A 21796-nucleotide genomic window follows, 5' to 3' on the forward strand; every position below is an offset into this window, starting at 1 on the left:
CAAATAACGCAACAAAGTAGGCCGAATAAGCCAAATAAGCCAACACAAACCAACGTAAACCAACACAAACCAGCGCGGGTTATGCCTAGCTTATCTAGCGCTTAATAATCTACCCAATACTAATGTTTGTCGCAAAATAGGAATTAATTGTAAGAAATCCTCGCGTTGTTTACAGTTAGGTTAACTCAAAGTAGTGACTAAGTATCTCATAAGGTGTTGCGTTGTTCAAACTTTTGTGCGGTTTGACAGTATTGTAAAAATTGATGAATCGATTTAATTCCAATCGTCTNGTGCACTATCTTTAAATGATTGTTTTTCGTGCCACATTTCCATCATAGTGCGGATAACACGTTCTGCTTTGCCATTGGTCTGTGGTCTAGCAATACGTGTAAACTTTTGCCCGATGCCATTGTCACGACACGCTTTGACAAACGCCTGATTGGTTACAGGGCCTTGTTTGTCGGCGGCCTTGTACTGGCGGGTGCTACAGGTACTCAGAGCTTTGCTGGCACCTGTGTTGAGACTGGCGGTGGCGGGTCGGGTGTTTGGACTTGCTCAGGCACTTTTGTGCCCGCTGAATTCCCCAATACATTCAATGTGCCAGCGGCTAATACGCTGATTTTGGATGCCAGTGTTGATGCCAGCATGCTGGATTCGAACGGATTCATTTTGCGAAACACCTCCGGCGCTGCCGCAGACATGAGCCTAGAATTGCAAGCGGGTGCTATTATCCGCCATAATGATGGTACTCGCTTACGGGACCCACTGTTGGTTTTTAATGGAGAAGACGGTACATTGTCTGCACTAATCTCCGGTCAAGTTATTTCCGATGAACGCGGTCTGGGCGTGCGCTCAACCAACAATACCTCCGTGGCTGCCGATAATTTCATTCGGATTGCCGAGACTGGAAGTATCAGGTCAAACCAAACCGCCATTTGGCAGGTCGTACGAGGCATTGGTAACATGCGGATAGATGTCGAAGGTACGCTGTTCACCACGCAGGTACGGGGCATCCATACAACTCAGGGGAATGTCGATAATCCCCATGATATTGTCATTAACGTAGCCGAGACGGGAACGGTGGAATCGCACCAGCAGGCAATCTATATCGGCACCAATGGTACTGGCGTTGCTAGGGTTGATGTGGCTGGTGACGTTATCGGTGGTTGGAACATGGCGGACATCGGCGGTGCCAACAGTAATTTCGGGCCGACCGCGGGCATCATTATTCAGGCGGAAGCGGCGGGCAGCGAGATTAGCATTCGGGACACCGGCACGCTCTCCAGTCTAAACGACATGGCCATCATGGATGACGACGACAATCGAAATACGTCAGTCCAAGCGCCGATGCAAATCATCAATGACGGCACCATCACTGGCTACATGCTACTCGGTGGTGGTGATGATCAATTCACCAACAACTCAACGAATGCTTGGAATATCCGCAGTTTTGCAGACACTGACGGTGATTTAGTACGCGATACAGAAAGTGTTGCGGTATCGGACTTTGGTGCGGGTACCGATACCTTCACCAACGCCGCCACTGGCACGGTTCGTCTGTTAACCGTTTCTGATCAGACAAGTTTCACTTCGGGCACCGATGACGACACGGCACCAGCGACGGTGGATGCGACAGGTGAATACACAGTGGCTTTCGGTATGGCAAAATCGATTGCAGACGAAGGTGTCGAACAGGGTCACCTACTAAATCTGGAGACCTTTGAACACGCAGGCGTGATTACGCTTGCGGACGCCGAAACTGGTGGCGTAGCCCCTGTGACTGGTGATGTACTGGTCATAACAGGATCAGACACTGCGGGTACAGACGGTGGCGGCCAGTTCACGGCTAACGGTGGCGAGTTGAGGTTAGATACGGTACTTAACGCTGGCGGCACGGATAGTGATTCAGATGTGTTGGTGCTGGATAATACAGCACTGGGTTCTGGTCCAGTGACGCTATCAATTACCAATGCGCTACTAGGTGCTGGAGCGTCTACCGACACTAATAACAACGGTCTGCTGGATGATGGCGAAGGCATTTTGGTCATCGAGGTATTAGGCGACTCTGCGACAGATGCTTTTACTATGGCGTCGATTCGTGATGGGGATTTTGAGTATACGCTAGAACAAAATTTGAACGATGGTAACTGGTATCTTGTCAGTCGATTTTCGCCCCCAGCAGCAATACCTACATCAGGCGCGTCCAGTCAAACATTACTGGTAATTTTGCTTGCCGCACTAGGCAGCTTGGCGGTTGCTAGACGCAAGTGGCTAACGCGTTCATAAAAAATAAAAAATATTTTTCTAAAATTTAAAGCAATGGCAGGTAGGCAATTAAGCGAACGCCATTGCTTAAACACTTAAATGTCTTAAGCACTTAAATTTCAGTTAGCCTTCCTGAGTTTTCTATCGCTTTCCGTGTTTTTTCTGATTACGTTGGCGTTTTTTAACTAGCTATCGATATTGCTCTATCACTCTTTGATATCCGCTAAGCTGGCCGCAATGCCGGTATAAGTTGCTGGCGTGAGCGCCGCAAGGGCTGCTTTTTCTTCGTCAGGAATTGACAGCGACTGGATAAAGGCTTGAATATTTTCGCCATTCATTGCTTTGCCTCGCGTGAAATCCTTGAGCAATTCATACGCGTTTTCAACCTGATAGCGCCGCATGACGGTTTGAATTGGCTCGGCTAGCACTTCCCACGCCGCGTCTAAATCGGCGGCAATACGCGTGTCATTGACTTCTAGCTTTTTAATCCCTTTGTCCAGTGATGCATAAGCAATGACGCCGTGACCAAACGCAGTACCCATCGTTCGCAGCACGGTGGAGTCGGTTAAATCACGTTGCCAACGAGAAATCGGAAGCTTTTGCGCCAGATGCTCGAGTAGGGCGTTGGCAACCCCGAGGTTACCCTCTGCATTTTCAAAATCAATGGGGTTGACTTTGTGCGGCATCGTCGATGACCCGACTTCGCCTGCGACCACTTTTTGTTTGAAATAGCCTAATGAAATATAACCCCAAATATCGCGCGAAAAATCAATCATAATGGTTTGAGCGCGTAATAGGGCATGACAATATTCGGCGATATAATCGTGCGGCTCAATCTGCGTAGTCAAGGGGTTCGGCGTTAAACCGAGTTGATTTTTAATCACGTTATCGGTTAGCTGTGGCCAATTCACGGCTGGATAGGCAGAGATATGTGCGTTAAAGTTACCCACTGCACCGTTTAGCTTACCCAAAATCGTCACGTCAGCAAATTGCGCGCGCTGACGCTGTAGCCTAGCGACGACATTGGCGATTTCTTTGCCTAACGTGGTGGGGCTTGCCGTTTGGCCGTGTGTACGCGATAACATGGGTAGCGTGGCGTAAGTGCTGGCCATTGCCCGTAATTGTGCGATTAGCTGGTCGATAGCGGGTAAAATGACGTGGTGTCTGGCCGCTTTTAGCATTAACGCATACGCGGTATTATTAATGTCCTCAGAGGTGCAGGCAAAGTGCAAAAACTCACCGTAGGGTGCAAGCTCTGCTTGCTGTGCAAAGTCGGTTTTGAGCTGGTACTCAACCGCTTTGACATCGTGGTTGGTGGTTTTTTCAATCGTTTTGATAGCATTGGCTTTATCGGCATCAAATGTTGTTTGTAACTGCTTTAAATAGGCGTACGCGGCATCAGAAAATGTCGGTAATTCGGTGATTTCTGGCGCTTTGGATAGCGCTATAAACCACTCTATTTCAACAAAATAGCGGTAATAAATTAACGCATATTCAGAAAAGTAGGGGGACAAAAGACGGGTTTTTTCCGCATAGCGACCATCAACCGAAGAGATATTTAATAACGCAGACATAGAGGCAGAGATAGGGGCAGACATAGAGGCAGACATAGAGTATTTTATTGAGTAGTGAAAAGATAAACTATTGTAAGCGCTATTGGCGCACCCGTAAAGTTTAAAAAACACAAAACCAATACGATAACCAAATTTATGTTGATTAAACAAGGTATTGGGTTATTAACAGGTCAGCAATAAAAATACTCAAAAACGAATAAGCAATAGGGAGATAACCCATAAAAGCAGGGCAGCGGTTATTTATTTATTCAACCAATCAATAACCCAATCGACAAACTAATCACGAACGCGTGGTAATTTGCGAAAAAGCGCTTGCGTCTATGCCCAATATTGGGTAATATAGCGCCTCAATTTAGGCGCGTAGCTCAGTTGGTTAGAGCACTACCTTGACATGGTAGGGGTCGGTGGTTCGAGTCCACTCGTGCCTACCAAATTAAAGTGAAATTTTGGCGGATAAAGGATTTATCAGCGAATAGCCAATTGCTTTTATTTGGTATTTCAGCAACGTATACAGCAAATATCTCAGTAGGTTATCCTCCCAAAAAGATAGTCATATTATTTGAATTTTGCCAGTATATTTTCTATGAAACTCATTGACTGGTTGCTAGCCTCTGATTGCTTCCCAGTCATCCTAATTGCGGGGTTATCATGGATTGTTCTCGAGAGATCTTCGAGAAGGGTCTTTTGCAGCGCATCTCTTGCTGTTGTGGAGTTTCGTTAATCATCGTATTAGATTGTTCCTTTAAGAGAATAAAAGTGCTTGCGGCCACCTTTTTATGCTCGTATTCATCCGCAGTTTTTTTAGCGTTTGATGCTAATTTACTCGCATAACCTATCAGTAAGCCATAGGGTATGGCCAATAACGCGCCTTTGAAAATCAATAGCCACATCTCGCTAATGTCTTCGATGTTAATGGTCTTCATAAAAACGACTAGCCCGGAAACAATAATCATTAAAATCGCGACCCATGTCCACCATCGTTCTAATCCTCTTTCTTTTTTAACCACATCATCATACTCTTTTGCCAGTCCTGCGGCTAAGCCGCTAGGCAAAATACTATCAATCTCTTTAATCAACAAGCTCAACCTTTCACGATTAGCCTCCAACTCTTGACTTAAAGGGCGATTTGAATCATTGTCATCAGACTCTTCCCCAGTGGAATCCTCGAACCATTTTTGATAAAAACTATCTAATGTGTCTAGTTTTTCATTTGTCGATTCTACTTTTTCGTGCGTTTTGAAAATATCTTCTGCTTTTTCATTTATTTCTGAATAAGTATCCGACACTTTAGTCGTTAGACTTTTGTTTTCTTCTGTGTCGGTTACCCATTCGTCATACAGATTATCTAACTCCAAATGCTTGTTTTTGGCGTCTTTACTTTTTTCGGCAATGCTGTCAAGGAGTTGTTTAATTTCTTCATGCTCACCTTTGAGGGCTTCGGTGTCTAATGTACTTCTTGCTCTTTCAATTAGTTCATCATAAGGTTTGAGCATTTGAACAATTGATTTCTTTGTTGTGACAGGCGTAATAAACGGTATTTCATTCAGATAACCTATGGCATCTTGCAAATTCATCAGAAAGTTTGCGTGGAATGGGCCATACGAAGACAAAACGTTTCCGCTTGATTCTATTTTTTGCTTTGCGCTTTTGAGTGCATTGGTTATTTTTTGGTGGGTGATTAACTCCGGATCACAGCATTTTATTTGAAATTCAATGTGAGCAATCACTTTTCCGATATTTGCTAATATGGCATCGTCATTGCTACTTTCTGTATTAATGTTACCTAAAGCTTCCTTGATGCCTTCTAAGGCCGCATGAATCGGATGGTCTCTAAATATTTCCTTGTTAGACATTTATTATAAACTCCTGTGTGATTTCAAATATAATCTATATATGGGGTATTTTTATTTTTTCAAGTGCGATATGTAGTTTTATTTGGCTTTTTTGACGATCAAACAACCATCTACCTGACATTCACCAATTCCTTAAAATTTGTTGTGTATCTTGGATACAGCTCCGGGCAAGAAATTAATAGGCGAGATATAAAAAAGCATAGAAAAGCGAGATTACGTTGCTTGCGCCAATGATTTTCTGTTGAAGCTGATTGCGTTCACAATAATTTACAAAAATTTTTCTTTGCAAATAAATAAATAGTAAAATGGGCAATGCAGTTATAAGCAATGCGATAATAAAAATAAATAACAAGTCCATAGGTTTACGCTCGAAGTTAGGTCACCAGAGTAACTGGGCTAATGTAATACAGCAATACGTACAATTTTATCATTAAATGCTATCAAGTGTTGGGGTAACGCAAATCGAATCAAACATGGTCAAAATAAAATATTCCATTCTTACTTCGTATAATTTATATTATGTTAAATGGCATTGGGGGTTCATTCATTGCTAGATACCACGATGGCTGCCTCAGTGCATCCCCTGTATATTTTTTCGTGACCTTTTTTGTAATCTATTTTCGTAATCAACTTACTGCAAAGTCATTTCTGCGTTCGAATGGCAATAATCAATCAAACAATTCGATTATCGATTTGACCCTGACAAAATAATTCGATATTACGGATGACCTGCGACCAAAGGGCTTTCATGGTATCCTGGCTGGCCCAGGCATTGTGTGGCGTAATCATGACGTTGGGCTGTCCCAGTAGTGGTTGAAAAGGATGTGTGGTGGTCATCGGCTCTTGTGTGAGTGTATCAAATCCAATGGCGCTAATTTGTTGATTAGCCAGTGCTTGCACCGTGTCGGCTTCATTGGCTATACCACCTCTGGCGGTGTTGATAATCATGGGTTTTTTGTGCATTTGCTGGTAAGCTTTCCGATCAATTAAGTTAGCGGTGTCTTTCGTTAGCGGACAATGCAGCGAGATAATATCACTGGTTGCCAAAAACGTTTCCCACGAGACACAGGCGTATGGGTGTGTTTTGGCTTGATTGTTGCTGTCACTCGTTTTATGATGCAAATTGCCCGTATTCTCTGTATTCCCAGTATCGTTTGTATTGTTCATATTGCCACTATTGCGATACTCACTGGGTGCTAAAAATTGTACGTGCATTTTAAAGGCACTCGCGAGTTCAGCAACCGCCAAACCAATTGCGCCCTGCCCGATTAGCCCAATCGTCTTGCCGCATAAATCATTCATTGGATGGTGGTGTAGGCAAAAAATGGGCGACTGATGCCAGTGCTGTTGCAAGACATCGTTGTGGTATGCCAATAAATGACGGCTGAGTGTCAATATCATGGCAATGGTATGCTCTGCAACGGTTTGTTTGGCGTAAGCCGTCACGTTACAAACGGCAATGCCATGCGCTTTGCAATAATCAATATCGACATTATTATAGCCCGTTGCCGAAACAACAATGAGTTTAAGCTGCGGCAATTGCGCGAGAACGTCAGCGTTAAGCACCACTTTATTCGTAATGGCAATATCGGCATCTTGTAGCCGTGGCACAATCAATTCAGGTGCTGTCTCATCATACGCAATCCATTCATGGGCGATGCTTGGTCGCGCCAACACGATATCACGCGGAAAGGTCTGTCTATCGAGAAAAACAATGGTTTTAGGCGTATTAGGCTGCTGATGGTGATGATTATTGTGATTATGATTATGGTTGCGCGTCATGCTGACCTCAAGCTTGGTATTGTGAAATGAAGTAAACCGCCAAAGACAAACCGATAGCGCCTAACCCCACCGCCGCGATGATTTTAGGGAGGCTTTTGGGGTAAGTACCAGAAACTTTACCTGTTTGCCCATTAATAACTACAACATAGTTTTTTCCAGCATATTCAAACCCACTGTACCAAACAGGCAATAGCAGGATTTTATAGGTTGATTGTTGATAGTGGATTTGTTTGGACTGGATGCGTTGTCGGTCACCGCCAATGTCGCGATAAATTTGTTGCACAATTTGTTGTTCAATGGCGACTTTCGCCTCGCTGAGTGCCGTGCCGATATCTAACTGGTAGTGTTCGGCTTGATGGCCTGCCAAGTAGGCTGCCGTATAAGGCTTTACCTGTGCTAAATGCCACGGGCGAAGTTTGCGAATAATGAGTTTGGGAAAGGTTTTTGAGGCATAAACTAACACATCATCAAAAAAACATCGTAGTTTGCCTGTTACGGGTCGCCAAATCGTGCGGGTATAAACTTCTGTTTGGCTATTGGCTTTTTTTCGCGTTTCACGGATGATTTTGCCACGTTCGCCATGATATTGGACGTTCGCCAGTGTGTCAAATGTCCAATACGGCAAATAAACCCCATTGAATTGTTTGGCGTGTCCAGTCAGCCCTTTTAATGCGGCGGGCGCAAACCAACGTTTTTTAAGCCACTGAGCAAATAGTCGGTCTGTGTCGTGCTGACCAACAACAAACGGAATTAACCCATCAATGTGTAAGGTTTGTTGGGTGATGTCCATTTTGGCAATGGGGCTTTTGCAATACGGGCAACGCCCTGCGATTTCATTTTGTTGCCAGATAAAACTTGCACCGCACCGCGTGCAATCAATGGCTGTTTTGGCGTTAGGTGCTGTGAGTGGCTGACGCTGGATATTCGCTATGGCGGCATCTAACGATTGTTCGCGAAGCGCCAAAGGCGCGTTTGTCGTATGATCAGCATGGGTAATCGGGGTGTGCCACCCACATGATTGGCAATGTAGCGCGTGTTTGCCAGCTTGGTAGTGGACACTGGCGCCGCATTGATCACAGCGAAATTCGTAGATTTTAGCCTGTTTCGGATGCATGCTTGCTACGCTGGGATACTAGGGATACTAGGGATACTATAACTGACCACGGAAATTATATCACCTAACGTATCCGTGCTAGCGTTGGCTTGACGGTGAAAATGGCGGCGGAATCGCGTTTGTTTCAAATTCAGACATCATTTCTAGCGCCATCCATTCTTTCATGCCTTTTTTCCAGCACATGGTCTCTGAATTAATGTCATGATTAAGCAGCATATCTTGCACCGTATTTAGTGCCAGTGGCCCTACGCGCTGACCATTGACCATCAAATAATACGTCTTGGGTAATTGCGGAATGACGGGGTCGTTTTCTTGGGTCATTTCTCGTGCCATTTGCATCCCGAGTGCCATACCAACGCCGGCAGAAGCCATATCGCTACCCGAACCGCCTGATTCCATCCCTTTTGCGGCTTGCATCTGCGTATAAGCCCCCAAATCATCACCCAGAATAGTCAAGCCGGTCTTATCATCTAGCACTTGTTGGACTTTTTCAGGTAATGAAATGTTTTCAATATACAATTGACCAATTTCTAAGCCATAAGCCGCAAATTCTGTTGCGGTCGCCTTGGTGACAGAGCTGGCTAACTCGCTGTATTTGCTCGCCAAAGTCGAGATGCTAAATGCTTCGCTGGCCAATTGCTCAGAAAATCGTGCAACCAGTGCTTGAGAGAGGTGTTCGCTGACTTCATCGATTTCAAAATTGCCATCGGTTCCGACCAGTTTTCGAAAAAATACCGCCGCATCGGCGATGCGAATGGTGTAAGACCCAAAAGCACGCAGGCGAATGAGTCCCACCGTCTGGTCTGTTAATGTAATGGCTTGTTTTGTCCCCCATTTTAGGGATAAAAAATCGGTCGTGTTAAAAAAATAAACCTCTGCCTTAAACGGACTTTCAAATCCATGTTGCCAGTGCTGTAGTGACGATAAAACAGGTAGGTTTTCCGTTTTTAATTCATAAATGCCTGGGGTGAATACATCGGCTAGCTGCCCTAAATTAACCAAAATGGCGACCTGCCCTTCTCTGACAGTCAGTTTAGCGCCAAATTTAATTTCATTTCGGTAGCGCGGAAAGCGATACGCCATCGTGCTATCATCGGTTTGTGTCCATTCGATGATATCAACTAACTCACCACCTAGCCAATTCATTAACCCCATGGGTTTTCTCCTGCTATTTTTTTATATTGTGCCAATTACGTCCATTACGCTCATTACGCTCATCACAACAATGTAAGCGATTAAACGAGTAGGCAATTAGGCTTTTTCTGTTGTGCTTGCTGCGGTATTCTCTGTCGCTGCTTCAGGAGCAGCTTGCGATGCTTTGAGCGACGCCGCACGCAGTGCCTGTTTTAGATCACTCTCTGCCTGTGCTAACGTAACAACCGCTTCACTACGCGCTTTTTTGCCCGCTTCGGTTATTTTTAAACTTTCTTCTATGGTTTGAATCAAGGTATCGTTGGCTTTTTTCACCGATTCGATATCAAAAATGCCGCGTTCGATTTGTTCACGTGCCAGCGTATTCGCCTGTTTTAAATTCTCAGCGTTGGCTTCGAGTAAATCGTTGGTTAAATCGCTAGCAGCTTTTAACGTACCTGCCGCCTCATTCGAGCGAAAAATCGTAATCGCTTGCGCCAATTGTTGACGCCACAACGGAATGGTATTGACCAATGTTGAGTTAATTTTGGTGACCAAGCCTTTGTCATTATTTTGTACCATGCGGATACTCGGTAATGACTGCATCACGACCTGGCGCGTTAGCCGCAAATCATGTACGCGACGCGCTAAATCATCGCGTAACGCGCGTAAATCTTTGAGCTTTTGCGCATCCAGCATTTCATCGGAGGTCTCTGCTTGTGTCGCTAAAGCAGGAATATCCACGTCGTCTAATTGTGCCAGTTTGCGTTCCCCTGCATCAATATAAAACTCAAGATTATGAAAATACGCCAAATTAGCATCGTAGAGTTTATCTAGCGATTTGATATCATGCAGTAAAGTTTCTTTGTGTTTCTCAAGGCTGTTGGCAATGGTCTCGACTTGTTCGCCTACCGCGTCATAGCGCTGTTGAAACTTAACAATTGGCTTGGCGCGAAATAGTATCTTGTCCCAAAGTGATTGTTTTTTATTGGGGTTGAGTTTATCCATATCAAAGCCACGCAACACAGAAACCATTTCTGAGAGCATAGCACCTGCAGGCCCTGCGTCTTTACTTTTTACGCCGTTTAACATTTGATCCGAAATTTGTGTGACTTCTTCTTGGGCTTTTGCGCCAAAGTAGATGATATTATTGATAGAAAAATCATCCAAGTCAGCGATTGCCTTGTCTAATTCGGCTTCGTATTCTGCGGCGGGTAGCGCTTCTTTGGCGGGCACCAATGCTTTTGTCGTCACAACAGTGCCTGTTGTATCATTTTCTACAATGGCTTCAACTTCTGCTTGTAGGTTATCTACGGCTATTTTGGTCGTGTCTAGGGTTTCATTCATGGCTAATTTCTCGTCGGTTGTTTTTAAGTGGTGGTATGTATTTATGCAGGCTTTATTTATGCCGGCTACTTATCGTTGGTTATTTTTCGCTTTTTATTTGTTCGTCAAGGACTTCTAATTGTACATCTAGTGTGAGTTTGTCGTCATTTAGCAGCTGAGATTGCTTGCTGGTAAAGGCTTCTTTGGCTTCTGATAGCACGGCAATCAGGCGTTCTCTGAACTCGGTTTCTTTACCATATTTGGCTAGCGCGAGGTACTGTGTCAAAATTTCTTTGATGCGATTGATATAGACATTTAAAAACCGCCTCGCCCTGCCCGCATCACTCGGTGATTTAACCAATAACTGCATAATCTCATGAGACTTATCCAACACGGTTTCGACTTTTTCGATAATGGCAGCGTCTACTGTCGCATCCAATTGGTGCGTCAGCCCTTCGATCGCGCGTAAATCGGCGTAAGCCCCCTCGATTGCTTGTCGAGTGGCTTTGGGCATATCGCCATAATCTGGGGCTTCTTCGATGAATTTTTCGCTAAATCCGTAAGTGAAATAATATCCCACAATCGCACATAAACTCATCAGGAGTATGATAGGCAATCTGGATTTGAGTAGTACCATCAAAAAAAGCAGACCAATAACAAGATAAAGCGCGGCCCAATTACGGTTGTCTTTGATTTTTTTTGGGCGTGCGCGTTTTAAGTTTTCTGCGCGGCGCAGTAGTGTCTTTCTCGTCAAATGTGCAGCGCTGTAAAAGAAAAACAACGCACCTGCGGTCAATGCGACTTTTGGAATATTAAAGGTAATGATAGAAATCAGCAGTTTCAGTACCAGCGGGGCTGGCAAAATATAAAGCAATAACCCGCTAGCGCTAAAGTTAGCGGTATTGGTTTTGGGTTGGTAGGGTTTGGGCACTTTAAGCAAATACTCCCCATAGCGACATAAAGCCGATGGAAATAATTAACAAACTAACCCCCATAAAACGTTTAAAGCCCTCGGGCAACATTCCTTCATCGTGCATTGCTAGTGCCTCTTTTTTCATTGTTCATTGTTCATTGTTTATTACAAACGCGCTAATTAGTTTATGCGTTTGATGCTCAAATTAAAACGGTTAAACGCTAGATTATTATTATACGAAAATAACCGCAAATTCCCAACGATAAAATCTGTGCCATGAAATCATCGCCATGAAATCATCGCCATAAAATCACACCGATAAGGCTTATACCGCTAACCCCCTGCAATCACCTGTAATAGTTGGCGACGCATTCTGACAGGGGGTGTCTTGATTGTCATTAGCGCATCGTTACCAGCTCTTCACCAGTTGTTGGATGGATTGCCAAGGTTTTATCGAAATCTGCTTTTGTCGCGCCCATTTGCACCGCGACGGCAAAACCTTGGATAATCTCATCAACAAAATCACCAATCAAATGCAATCCGATGACGGTTTGCTCGGGGCCTTTGCACACCATTTTGAGGCGTGTTGGGATTTTATTTGTTGCTAACGCGCGTAACAACGGGCTAAAGGTTGCCTGATAAACGGTGACAGCGGACTCGCCAAATTGTGTGTTGGCTTCGGACTCTGTCAGCCCAACGGTGGCAATGGCGGGGTGTGAAAAGATAACCGTAGGTACATAAGTAAAGTCTGCCTTTGCGGTTTTTTGGTCATTGAATAAGCGTTCTGCAAGCTGACGCCCTGCTTCGATAGCAGCAGGTGTCAACGCAGGTTGGTTGGTAATATCACCGATGGCATAAACACCAGGCTGTGTCGTATTTTGATAGGCATCGATAACCACAACACCGTGTTTTCTGAGCTCAACGCCCGTGTTTTCCAAGCCAATATTGCCTGTTAGCGGGCGGCGTCCAGTTGCCCAGAGCAATTGGGTGCAATGCAGTACATTTGCCGGCAAAGACGACTGCGACAAAGTCATCGCTAGTGTGTCATTCGATGTTGATTCAACCTGAGTAATCTCGCACTCGCGATGAATGATGATGCCGTGTTTTTCCATCATATCCATCAATAAATCCGTCACATCAGTGTCCATTTCTTTGAGTACGCGTTCGCGGCGAATGATTAGGTGTGTTTCTACACCAAGTGCATTTAGCGCGCCTGCAATTTCAACGGCAATGTAGCCGCCACCCACCACAGCGATAGATTTAGGTAAGGTTTGTAAGGCAAAGAAGCCATCACTATCCATCCCCAATGTCGCACCAGGAATATTGTCAGGAATAACAGGGTGACCGCCTGTGGCGATGATAATATGGTTGGCGTGATAGCGCGTGCCATCAACATCAATTGTCTGATTATCGATAAACGAGGCGTGGCCTGAAATCCACTCGACATTTGACTTATCTAAGCCTTTGGCATAAATGCCATTGAGTTTTTCGATAAAGGCGTCGCGTTTTTTTACAAAAGTAGACCAATCAAGCTGGACTGGCATGTCGGTAAATCCGTATTCGCTCGCCAAGTGTGCAAAATCAGCAATTTGCGCAGCATGCCAGATGATTTTTTTAGGGACGCAGCCGACGTTGACGCAGGTGCCACCGAGTTTTTTTTCTTCGATGACGAGGACCTTGGCGCCATACTCGGCTGCACGTTTTGCCGCTGCCAAGCCACCGCTGCCGCCACCAATACAAATTAAGTCATAGTGTGTGTTATCTGCCATCGTTGCCTCCTTTAGTCATTGCGTTTTTATCGTTTTTTAATTAGTTTTTTGATTGGTTTTATTTTAATCGTGTTGTTAGTCGATGACACGGATATGAACCTTTGCCTGCCCTGCTTCGAGCATACTCAGTTCCTGAGCCGCTTTTTTGGATAAGTCAATAATTCGACCGCCATGAAATGGACCGCGATCGTTGATACGCACGGTAATCTTCTTTTTACGTTTCACGTCGGTAACCTCAACCAGTGTACCCAAAGGTAAGGTTTTGTGCGCTGCAGTCATATCATACATGTTATAAATTTCTCCGCTAGCGGTTTTTTTACCATGAAACCCTGGGCCGTACCAAGACGCCATGCCAATTTCTTGGAAGTTTTTTTCTGAGGCAAAAATCTCGTATTGTTTACCTTTGATGGTGTAGCGGCCTTTGCGGCGTAAATCAATCGGATTGTCTGCCGTATCATCGACTATCGTATCTATTGCCGTATCTATTGTTGCGCGCGCGTCCTTATCACCAATCGCTGATTGTTCGCCTAGCGTAAAATCGATGTCTGGTTGGTTTGGCGATGAATTTACGTGACTGCTATCGTTGTTATCTAATTGATTGATGTTATTTTTGCTTATATTATCATTTGTGTGGCTTTCGTTGCTGACACAGCCTGCTAAAAATCCGCCAATAAAAAGGTTAATCAGTATAATAAAAACTTTCATTGTCACTTAGCTCCCTTAGCGTCTTAATTTGAAATAGTACCAGATACCGAATTAGGTATCGAATTAGCAATCGCATTAGCCAATTCGGTGACCACCATCGCATACATCGGGCTGGTATTGTAACGCGTGATGACGCCAAAATTGGTAAACGTGACAAATGTCAATGGGCCTGACGCACCGTCTAATTGCAACATGCCAACGGGCGTGTCGTCAGTTGCGACGCTAGATTGCAACAAAACGCCTTGTGCTTTTAATTCACCCAGCGTAGTAAATGGCCTGTGCTGATACTCGCCTGCGTAAGGGCTTAATAGGTTGGCGTTATCAAAAATCAATTGATCTCGCTGCCAGCCATGTTCTGCCAAATAATTGGCAATACTAAAGATGGCATCGTTTGGGTTGTTCCACAAGTCGCGTTTGCCGTCGCCTTCGTAGTCAACCGCATAATGTAGATAGCTGCTGGGCATAAATTGTGCCATACCCATGGCGCCAGCGTATGAGCCTTTGGGGACCAGTGGGTCAAATTGCTCTTGTGCCGCCATCTCTAAAAAAGCGCGTAATTCCTTGGTAAAAAATGGCTCGCGTGCGGGATAATCAAAGGCAATCGTCGCCAGCGCGCGAATAACGGAATCATTACCCATGACTTTGCCATAGCGTGTCTCAACGCCAAGAATCGCCACGATAATTTCAGGTGAGACGCCAAACTTTTCGTAGGCCTCATGTAGCACCGATTGATTGGCTTGATAAAAAGCAACGCCATTATCGATACGCGGCTGATCCATGAAAATTTCACGGTAGCGGTACCACGGCGTGGTTTTCTCAGCGGGTCGAGAGATTTTTTCTAGTATGACGTCATCGCGTTCGACTTGTTCAAAAAGCGCGACCAGTGTATCGCGTTGATAGCCGTATTGCCCTGCAAGCTCGGCAATAAACGCTTGGCCTTTTTCATGGTCAACGTAGTCATTCCCCCAAGTAAGTAGTGGAACAAATAGTAATAATGCCAGTGGCTTTGTTGTAGATTTCATCGCTGATACCCCTTGTGTTGTTTTCTATGTCGTGACCCGTAAAAATTCATCATTAAGCCAAATCCTAGCATGGTTGTGATAATCGATGTGCCCCCGAAACTCATCAAAGGTAACGGTAAACCAACGACAGGCAAAATACCAGAAACCATGCCCACGTTAATAAAAACAGAGAGAAAAAAAATCGTCATCAGCGTACCAGAAAGTAGGCGTGAAAAGTTATCGGTCATATTAATCGACAGCCACAAGCCGCGTAAAAAAATCAAAAAATAAAGCCCCAATAACAAAATAATGCCCAGAAAACCAAATTCCTCAGAAAAGACAGCGAAAATAAAATCGGTAGTGCGCTCTGGGAGAAATTCAAATTGCGATTGTGTGCCTTGTCCATAGCCTTTGCCATGAAAACCACCCGAGCCAATGGCAATTTTAGACTGAATAATATTATAGCCTGCACCAAACGGGTCAGATTCAGGGTTTAAAAAGGAAATAATTCGTTCTTTTTGATAGGCTTTGATATAGCCCTTCATCCATAAAAAAGGGACTAAAACGACGCTAAGCAGTGCTGCAGTGCCAATGATTTTCCATGAAATCCCTGATAAAAATAACAAGATAGCACCAGAAAGTACCAAGATAATGGCTGTCCCCAAATCAGGCTGTTTATAGACAAGGTAAGCGGGCAACGCAATAATCAATACCGCCCAGCAAATATCAGGCAATCGTGGCGGCAACCGCCGATAATAAAATAGCCAAGCTAACATCATCGGAATGGCTAACTTGGCAAATTCAGACGGCTGAATGCGTCCAATACCAATGTTTAGCCAACGCTGTGCGTTGTTGACTTCGGTGCCAAAAAAATGAACACCAATCAATAAACAAACCGTAGCACCATAAAATGCGGGGGTGAAAAATATCAAAAACGTTCGCGGAATAAATAATACAAAGAGCATCACGAGAATACCAAGACCAAACCGAAATGCCTGCGCATTAACGCGCTCAACGCCAGCCGTGCTGTAAAGCACCGCCAGACTGACACCCATCATTGCCGCGATTAGCACGAGCAACCATACGTCTAGATAAAAACGGTGTGCGTAAGGACGCTGTGCATTAGTGTGATATCCATCCGTGTATACCGCCGTGCGATAGGCATCAGGGGAATACGCAGCGGAACTTGGCGTTTCTCTGTTCATTTATCGGGCCTGCTAACGCGGTGATGCATCAGTTGATGCATCAGTTTATTTGTCTGTTTGTCTATCTGTTTATCTATCTGCTTATGCATCAATATCATTCGTTACTCGCTGGATTTAAGCGCAAAATATCGTTCTAGCATACGAATGGCTTTGGGCGCCGCCCTTTCACTGCCACCGCCTGCATTTTCTAAAACCAGTGCCAACGCAATTTCTGGTTTTTCAGCGGGCGCGTAGGCGATAAACAGCGAGTTATCTCGCAGCCGTTTCTCTAGGTCGTCTTTGGCGATTCTTTCGCCTTCTTCAAATGAAAAAACCTGTGCGGTGCCTGTCTTTCCTGCAATGTCAAATGGCAAGTTGACCTCAATTTTATTTGCTGTCCCCATTTTGTCCGTCATTACACCGATTAATGCCTCGCTCACTGATTGCCAAGCATTGGGGTTATTCTGCTCGACCGTGGTTGGCTCAGGGTATGCTTTTTTAACTTTATCTGATCGGCTAGCGGGTCGATAATGCGTCACCAAGTGGGGTTGATAGGCTTTGCCTTTTGTCGCCAAAACCGCGGTAAATTGTGCCAGTTGCAATGGCGTAGTCACCATATAACCTTGCCCGATACTGGCATTGATGGTATCACCGATAAACCAGTTGGTATTATACTTTTCATTTTTAAATTCTCGGGTTGGCAAAATACCAGGCGACTCGCTGGGTAAATCTATGCCTGTTTTTTTACCCAAACCAAACTGCGATAAATACGAGTGAATTCGTGCAATGCCTAAGGCTTTGCCAATGGTATAGTAATACACATCACAGGATTCGACTAACGCACGGTAATTGTCGACGGCACCGTGACCGCCTTGGCGCTTCCAGCAAAAAAATCGGCGTGTTTCTTCGTGCTCTGGGATGCGGTAACTACCGCTGCAATCAATGGTGATATCTGGTGTGGTCACATAATGATGCAGTGCAGCCAAAGACAACATTGGCTTGATGGTAGAGGCTGGTGCATAATTACCATTTAAAGCCCGATTAAATAGGTTTTTACGCGGGGATTCGCTCAATCGCTGATAATCAGCGTGACTGATGCCATTGACAAAAAGATTCGCATCAAAGCTTGGGTTTGAAAACATGCCCATAATTTCGCCATTATTGGGGTTTATGGCAACGGCAGCCCCATCGTATTGATTAACGGCTAACTCTTCTGCGAAAATCGCCTGTAAATCAATATCAAGCGATAAATATAAGTCATCCCCAGGTACGGGATCGACTTTGTTTAATACACGAACGGTGCGTCCAGTACGGCTGATTTCAGCTTCGCTGTAACCTGATTGTCCGTGTAGTTCAGATTCATACTGACGTTCAAGCCCTGTACGCCCTATTTTGGTCGTTGATAAGTAGTTTTTGGCTTTTCCTGCTGCTTCTAGTGCATCCAAATCTTTTTGGTTGGTATTATTGATGTAACCGATGATATGCGCCGTTAAATGACCGTAAGGGTAATGACGTTTATACGATGGCATGACTTCAAACCCTGGAAATTGATATAAATCAACCAAAAATCGGCTCATTTCGGTTTCACTTAAATCTGCTCTAACTACGACGGCTTCGGTATGGCGTTTTTTCTTTTTGCTCGATTCAAAGCGCTCCCGATCATTTTGATCAAACCGCATATAACGCGCAACGTGTTCAATCAGTGTGTCCAAGTTTTCTGTTTTGGAGCGGTTTACCACCAAATCGTAACTCAAAATATTTTCTGTTAACGCCCGCCCTTTTTTGTCAAAAATATTACCGCGAAGCGGTGGTGAGACCTGTAATCGCACCCGATTTTGGTTTGATTTGGTGCGATAAAAATCATGTTTGGTCATTTGTAAATAATAGGCGCGAGACAAGAGCACAAACACGCCAGTCAACACGCCGAGCAGTGTGATTATCGCCCGCCGAGTAAACAGTACAGAATCGGTTAGTTTATGTTTTTTATGCGACGCTGGCGTCGGGTTAGTGACGGGTCGCTTTTTTTTCTTATTGACACGCATTAGCTGGTGTGTTCATCAAAAAATGACAGAAAAAAGGTAACCGCTAACTGCACCAACGGCCAAGCAATCAGGCTAAAAGGCACACTCAGCAACGTCCAAAAATGGGTAGGCCCAGAGAATAAAATAGCGTAATACAAACTTACGACGAATACTTTAATGAGAACGACAATCGCCACGAAAACCGCTTGGATAAGTACCGAGAGATTCGTAAAGTAGTTTCTGGCAGATACCATAATAAAGCCTATCAAGGTGTAAATTGCCGCGTGCAATCCCAGTGTCGGTACGCCCAAAAATACATCCTGAAACAAGCCGACGACAAAGGCAAATGCAATAGCAAGGCGATAGCGACTGCTTGCCGATAGTGCAATAACGAGTAGCAGCGGCCATTCGGGCAAAACGCCTTGAACCAAATTGCTGCTCGGTATTTCTTGCAAATAAAGCGCGATCAGTAGCAGTAACGCAATGACTATGATTTGTTGGATTTTGTTCATCATCAGTTGCGACTATTTTCGGGTGAAATATTCGATGATTGCGATGAGGATGCATTGTCGGTATTATCTGTATTGCCTGTATTGCCTGTATTGCCTATATTGCCTGCGTCTTGGGTTGGGGGCGTTTGATTTGCATTGTTTTCATCGAGCGGCCCTGTTTCAAGTGAGTTTTCTTCGAGTGAGTTTTCTTCAAACGGGCTTTCTTCGAGTGAGTTTTCTTCGAGTGAGTTTTCTTCGAGCTGGCTTTCATCGAGTAGGCTTTCTTCGGCTTTCGGCGCAATTAACAACACTTCGAGGACGCGGTCTAAGGCGGCCAGTGGTTTGGCGCGCACATCGGTGAATTCACTAATTGGATTGGTTGATACTTGGGTGACGGTGGCGATACCATAGCCACGCGGATAGCGTCCGCCAAGCCCTGACGTCACTAATTTATCGCCAACACGAATATCGGCATCTTTAGAGACAAAAGCGAGTTCAATCTCATTCAAATCGCCGCTACCCCTTGCAATCATGCGTAATCGGTTACGCTCAACAAAGACCGGGATACGCTGCCGAACATCAGACAGTAGTGTCACAATCGCGGTTTGCTTATTCACCTCAGTGACCTGACCGACCAGTCCATTTTCATCAATCACGACTTGTCCTTTTGAGGTGCCTGACTCGGTACCTTTGTTAATCTCAAGCTGGTGTTTGTTGGCATCGATAAAGCTATCAATCACCTCAGCAATTTGTACGGGGTGGTTGTAATTGGCGCTTGAGTCTAGTAGTTGCTTTAGGCGTCGATTCTCGGCCTCTAAAACCGATTGATTGGCAAGCCCTGCCTTTAGCCAAGCGACTTCTTTTTGTAATTCGGCATTTTGTTGGGATAACGCTGATTTGTTCACGAAGTATTGTCGAGTGCTAGTGACAAGGGTTGCAGGCCATGCTGACGCAATTTTAACTGGCGTTGCCAAACTTATTTGGATGCTGTCGCGTAAAAAACTGATACGTTTTTGGCCATCAAGTACCATTAATGTAATACTCAAAGCCAATAGTACAATCGTCAGTGCCGTTAGTTCCGTTTGCGTGATTTTACGTGGTTTCTTTTTAACCATTAAATCACTAGCCCTCTGATATAAAAGGCAGTGCCTCTGGTGTATCGATTAAGTCGATAATCTTACCTGCGCCATTGACCACACAAGTCAACGGATCTTCAGCGACGATGACATTTAGCCCCGTCTCTTCCATCAGTAATTTATCAATATCACGAAGCAGTGCGCCACCGCCTGCCAGTACGATGCCGCGCTCTGCAACATCGCCAGCCAACTCTGGTGGGGTTTGTTCTAGGGCGTATTTGACTGCCTTGACAATACCACCCAGTGGTTCTTGTAATGCTTCTAGGACTTCATTGGAGTTCATGGTAAAGCTTCTCGGTGCGCCCTCTTGTTGGCTAAGCCCTTTGAGCTCTAGTTCGAGCACTTCACTGGTTGGATACGCACAGCCGATTTCTTTTTTGATGCGCTCTGCCGTTGGATAACCGATATAAACGCCAAAATTTCGACGCACATAATCAATAATGGCTTCGTCAAATTTATCGCCGCCAATGCGAATCGAGTTGGAATAGACAATGCCGCTAAGCGATAGTACCGCGACCTCAGATGTACCACCGCCGATATCAATAATCATTGAACCACGTGCTTCTTCAACGGGCATGTTAGCACCAATGGCAGCAGCCATGGGCTCTTCCATCCAGTAAACAGGATGCCCACCCGCGCGACGAGCCGCATCCAACAAGGCTCGTCTTTCGACTTGGGTTGCGCCCGATGGGACACAAACCAATATGGTCGGGCTAGGAGAAATCGATAGGGTCCGTTTGTGGATTTTTTTGATGAAATAGTTAAGCATGTGTTCAGTGGCTTGCAAATCAGCAATCATGCCATCGCGCAATGGCCGTACCGTTTCAAGCCCAGCTGGTGTGCGTCCTAGCATTTGCTTGGCTTCGTTACCAAACGCGGCGGGTTCTTTGCCGCCCTCGGGTAGCGTCCGAATCGCCACAATTGAGGGCTCATCCAGCACGATACCTTCGCCATTGACATAGATTAGTGTGTTTGCTGTACCCAAATCAATGGCCAAATCACTAGAGAATAATTTACGAAAGCCTTTAAACATAAGTTTTGTCCTTTTATTTTAGCCTAATTTTACCAACTAAATCACCCTAGCGATGTGTTTACGGTTTATTTTTTCGCTATAGTAGGTGATAATATTAACGCCACATTATACCGCTTTGGTATAAAAACACATATTAAAAAGATACAATAAACCAATAATTGACAACCCATTGACTTCATGAAAATAGACAACGACACGCTAGCACAGCTAGAACAACTCGCCAAAATTCAAATTACACCGAGCGAACACGATAAAACCATTGCCAAAATCACCGGCGTTTTGACGATGTTAGACTGTATTGATTTTGAATCGGTTTCCTCTGTTGAGCCGCTGTATCACCCGCTAGAAATTAGCCAGCCGCTCAGACCCGATAGCGCGGATGCAGACATTGACCGCGAGACACTACAGGCACAAGCACCTCAAACTGAAGCTGGTTTGTTCCTGGTGCCCAAAGTCATTGAGTAATCCCTTAATTAGCGCTTAATTGGCGCTCAATTA

At 44.8% G+C, this 21796-nt stretch carries 18 protein-coding genes, 1 tRNA gene and 1 pseudogene; 3 read left to right on the forward strand and 17 right to left on the reverse strand.

Annotated features, from left to right (window positions below; genetic code table 11):
- Positions 1-90 precede the first annotated feature (90 nt).
- A pseudogene (locus GCU85_RS10400) lies at positions 91-435 on the reverse strand (integrase core domain-containing protein); the annotation flags it as partial.
- Here GCU85_RS10400 and GCU85_RS10470 point away from each other — a divergent pair.
- A complete protein-coding gene (locus tag GCU85_RS10470) occupies positions 319-2286 on the forward strand; it encodes a hypothetical protein (protein ID WP_328592805.1) in 1968 nt (655 codons plus the stop codon). The pseudogene GCU85_RS10400 and the gene GCU85_RS10470 sit on opposite strands and share 117 nt — an antisense overlap.
- A 185-nt stretch (positions 2287-2471) precedes the next feature.
- Here the strand turns inward: GCU85_RS10470 and purB are convergent, their stop codons facing one another.
- Entirely contained in the window at positions 2472-3875 is a 1404-nt protein-coding gene (gene purB / locus GCU85_RS06665; RefSeq protein ID WP_235896246.1) for an adenylosuccinate lyase, read from the reverse strand.
- A 318-nt stretch (positions 3876-4193) separates the two neighbouring features.
- Between purB and GCU85_RS06670 the strand changes: the two genes are divergently transcribed.
- Positions 4194-4270, forward strand: a tRNA-Val gene (locus GCU85_RS06670).
- 195 nt (positions 4271-4465) lie between these two features.
- Here the strand turns inward: GCU85_RS06670 and GCU85_RS06675 are convergent.
- The 15 genes from GCU85_RS06675 to GCU85_RS06740 all read right to left on the reverse strand — a co-directional run bounded on the left by GCU85_RS06675 (position 4466) and on the right by GCU85_RS06740 (position 21298).
- Complete coding sequence (locus tag GCU85_RS06675) at positions 4466-5692, reverse strand: hypothetical protein (RefSeq protein ID WP_152810407.1); 1227 nt, start codon at positions 5690-5692, stop codon at positions 4466-4468.
- 672 nt (positions 5693-6364) lie between these two features.
- Positions 6365-7474 (reverse strand): D-2-hydroxyacid dehydrogenase, encoded by a 1110-nt coding sequence (locus GCU85_RS06680; RefSeq protein WP_152810408.1) that lies wholly within the window; start codon positions 7472-7474, stop codon positions 6365-6367.
- A 7-nt stretch (positions 7475-7481) separates the two neighbouring features.
- Positions 7482-8588, reverse strand: a complete 1107-nt coding sequence (locus GCU85_RS06685; protein ID WP_152810409.1) for a hypothetical protein — start codon at positions 8586-8588, stop codon at positions 7482-7484.
- Positions 8589-8666: 78 nt separating this feature from the next.
- Positions 8667-9743 carry an SPFH domain-containing protein gene (locus GCU85_RS06690; RefSeq protein ID WP_152810410.1) on the reverse strand — a complete coding sequence of 359 codons (1077 nt, stop codon included), beginning with the start codon at positions 9741-9743 and terminating at the stop codon, positions 8667-8669.
- A gap of 96 nt (positions 9744-9839) precedes the next feature.
- Positions 9840-11066 carry a toxic anion resistance protein gene (locus tag GCU85_RS06695; protein WP_152810411.1) on the reverse strand — a complete coding sequence of 409 codons (1227 nt, stop codon included), beginning with the start codon at positions 11064-11066 and terminating at the stop codon, positions 9840-9842.
- Between the two features lie 79 nt (positions 11067-11145).
- Entirely contained in the window at positions 11146-11976 is an 831-nt protein-coding gene (locus GCU85_RS10190; RefSeq protein ID WP_152810412.1) for a 5-bromo-4-chloroindolyl phosphate hydrolysis family protein, read from the reverse strand.
- A 1-nt stretch (position 11977) separates the two neighbouring features.
- Positions 11978-12103: a hypothetical protein gene (locus GCU85_RS10230; protein WP_268965672.1), complete on the reverse strand. Its 126-nt coding sequence runs from the start codon at positions 12101-12103 to the stop codon at positions 11978-11980.
- A gap of 253 nt (positions 12104-12356) precedes the next feature.
- The gene (gene gorA / locus GCU85_RS06705; protein WP_152810413.1) at positions 12357-13727 is read right to left on the reverse strand and encodes a glutathione-disulfide reductase; all 1371 of its coding nucleotides are present in this window, start codon (positions 13725-13727) and stop codon (positions 12357-12359) included.
- Between the two features lie 75 nt (positions 13728-13802).
- The gene (locus GCU85_RS06710; RefSeq protein WP_152810414.1) at positions 13803-14432 is read right to left on the reverse strand and encodes a septal ring lytic transglycosylase RlpA family protein; all 630 of its coding nucleotides are present in this window, start codon (positions 14430-14432) and stop codon (positions 13803-13805) included.
- Positions 14433-14455: 23 nt separating this feature from the next.
- Positions 14456-15454, reverse strand: coding sequence for a lytic murein transglycosylase B (gene mltB / locus GCU85_RS06715; protein WP_152810415.1), 999 nt, complete (start codon positions 15452-15454; stop codon positions 14456-14458).
- Entirely contained in the window at positions 15451-16638 is a 1188-nt protein-coding gene (rodA, locus tag GCU85_RS06720; RefSeq protein WP_152810416.1) for a rod shape-determining protein RodA, read from the reverse strand. The genes mltB and rodA overlap by 4 nt, the downstream gene beginning before the upstream one ends.
- 101 nt (positions 16639-16739) lie before the next feature.
- On the reverse strand, positions 16740-18659 hold the full coding sequence (mrdA, locus tag GCU85_RS06725) for a penicillin-binding protein 2 (RefSeq protein ID WP_152810417.1): 1920 nt from the start codon (positions 18657-18659) through the stop codon (positions 16740-16742).
- Positions 18659-19153 carry a rod shape-determining protein MreD gene (mreD, locus tag GCU85_RS06730; protein ID WP_152810418.1) on the reverse strand — a complete coding sequence of 165 codons (495 nt, stop codon included), beginning with the start codon at positions 19151-19153 and terminating at the stop codon, positions 18659-18661. The genes mrdA and mreD overlap by 1 nt, the downstream gene beginning before the upstream one ends.
- Positions 19153-20244 carry a rod shape-determining protein MreC gene (mreC, locus tag GCU85_RS06735; RefSeq protein ID WP_152810419.1) on the reverse strand — a complete coding sequence of 364 codons (1092 nt, stop codon included), beginning with the start codon at positions 20242-20244 and terminating at the stop codon, positions 19153-19155. Before mreC ends, mreD begins: the two co-directional genes overlap by 1 nt.
- Before the next feature lie 7 nt (positions 20245-20251).
- Positions 20252-21298 carry a rod shape-determining protein gene (locus GCU85_RS06740; RefSeq protein ID WP_152810420.1) on the reverse strand — a complete coding sequence of 349 codons (1047 nt, stop codon included), beginning with the start codon at positions 21296-21298 and terminating at the stop codon, positions 20252-20254.
- Between the two features lie 177 nt (positions 21299-21475).
- Between GCU85_RS06740 and gatC the strand changes: the two genes are divergently transcribed.
- The gene (gene gatC / locus GCU85_RS06745; protein ID WP_152810421.1) at positions 21476-21763 is read left to right on the forward strand and encodes an Asp-tRNA(Asn)/Glu-tRNA(Gln) amidotransferase subunit GatC; all 288 of its coding nucleotides are present in this window, start codon (positions 21476-21478) and stop codon (positions 21761-21763) included.
- Positions 21764-21796: the final 33 nt, after the last annotated feature.

Source organism: Ostreibacterium oceani, from assembly GCF_009362845.1.
Classification (GTDB): Bacteria; Pseudomonadota; Gammaproteobacteria; order Cardiobacteriales; family Ostreibacteriaceae; genus Ostreibacterium; species Ostreibacterium oceani.

What these genes read in the sequence shown, in the direction of transcription:
- purB (WP_235896246.1), bottom strand. Translation starts at nt 3,875, where the DNA reads ATGTCTGCCTCTATGTCTGCCCCTATCTCTGCCTCTATGTCTGCGTTA.
- GCU85_RS06675 (WP_152810407.1), bottom strand. Translation starts at nt 5,692, where the DNA reads ATGTCTAACAAGGAAATATTTAGAGACCATCCGATTCATGCGGCCTTA.
- GCU85_RS06680 (WP_152810408.1), bottom strand. Translation starts at nt 7,474, where the DNA reads ATGACGCGCAACCATAATCATAATCACAATAATCATCACCATCAGCAG.
- GCU85_RS06685 (WP_152810409.1), bottom strand. Translation starts at nt 8,588, where the DNA reads ATGCATCCGAAACAGGCTAAAATCTACGAATTTCGCTGTGATCAATGC.
- GCU85_RS06690 (WP_152810410.1), bottom strand. Translation starts at nt 9,743, where the DNA reads ATGGGGTTAATGAATTGGCTAGGTGGTGAGTTAGTTGATATCATCGAA.
- GCU85_RS06695 (WP_152810411.1), bottom strand. Translation starts at nt 11,066, where the DNA reads ATGAATGAAACCCTAGACACGACCAAAATAGCCGTAGATAACCTACAA.
- GCU85_RS10230 (WP_268965672.1), bottom strand. Translation starts at nt 12,103, where the DNA reads ATGAAAAAAGAGGCACTAGCAATGCACGATGAAGGAATGTTGCCCGAG.
- gorA (WP_152810413.1), bottom strand. Translation starts at nt 13,727, where the DNA reads ATGGCAGATAACACACACTATGACTTAATTTGTATTGGTGGCGGCAGC.
- GCU85_RS06710 (WP_152810414.1), bottom strand. Translation starts at nt 14,432, where the DNA reads ATGAAAGTTTTTATTATACTGATTAACCTTTTTATTGGCGGATTTTTA.
- mltB (WP_152810415.1), bottom strand. Translation starts at nt 15,454, where the DNA reads ATGAAATCTACAACAAAGCCACTGGCATTATTACTATTTGTTCCACTA.
- rodA (WP_152810416.1), bottom strand. Translation starts at nt 16,638, where the DNA reads ATGAACAGAGAAACGCCAAGTTCCGCTGCGTATTCCCCTGATGCCTAT.
- mrdA (WP_152810417.1), bottom strand. Translation starts at nt 18,659, where the DNA reads ATGCGTGTCAATAAGAAAAAAAAGCGACCCGTCACTAACCCGACGCCA.
- mreD (WP_152810418.1), bottom strand. Translation starts at nt 19,153, where the DNA reads ATGATGAACAAAATCCAACAAATCATAGTCATTGCGTTACTGCTACTG.
- mreC (WP_152810419.1), bottom strand. Translation starts at nt 20,244, where the DNA reads ATGGTTAAAAAGAAACCACGTAAAATCACGCAAACGGAACTAACGGCA.
- GCU85_RS06740 (WP_152810420.1), bottom strand. Translation starts at nt 21,298, where the DNA reads ATGTTTAAAGGCTTTCGTAAATTATTCTCTAGTGATTTGGCCATTGAT.
- gatC (WP_152810421.1), top strand. Translation starts at nt 21,476, where the DNA reads ATGAAAATAGACAACGACACGCTAGCACAGCTAGAACAACTCGCCAAA.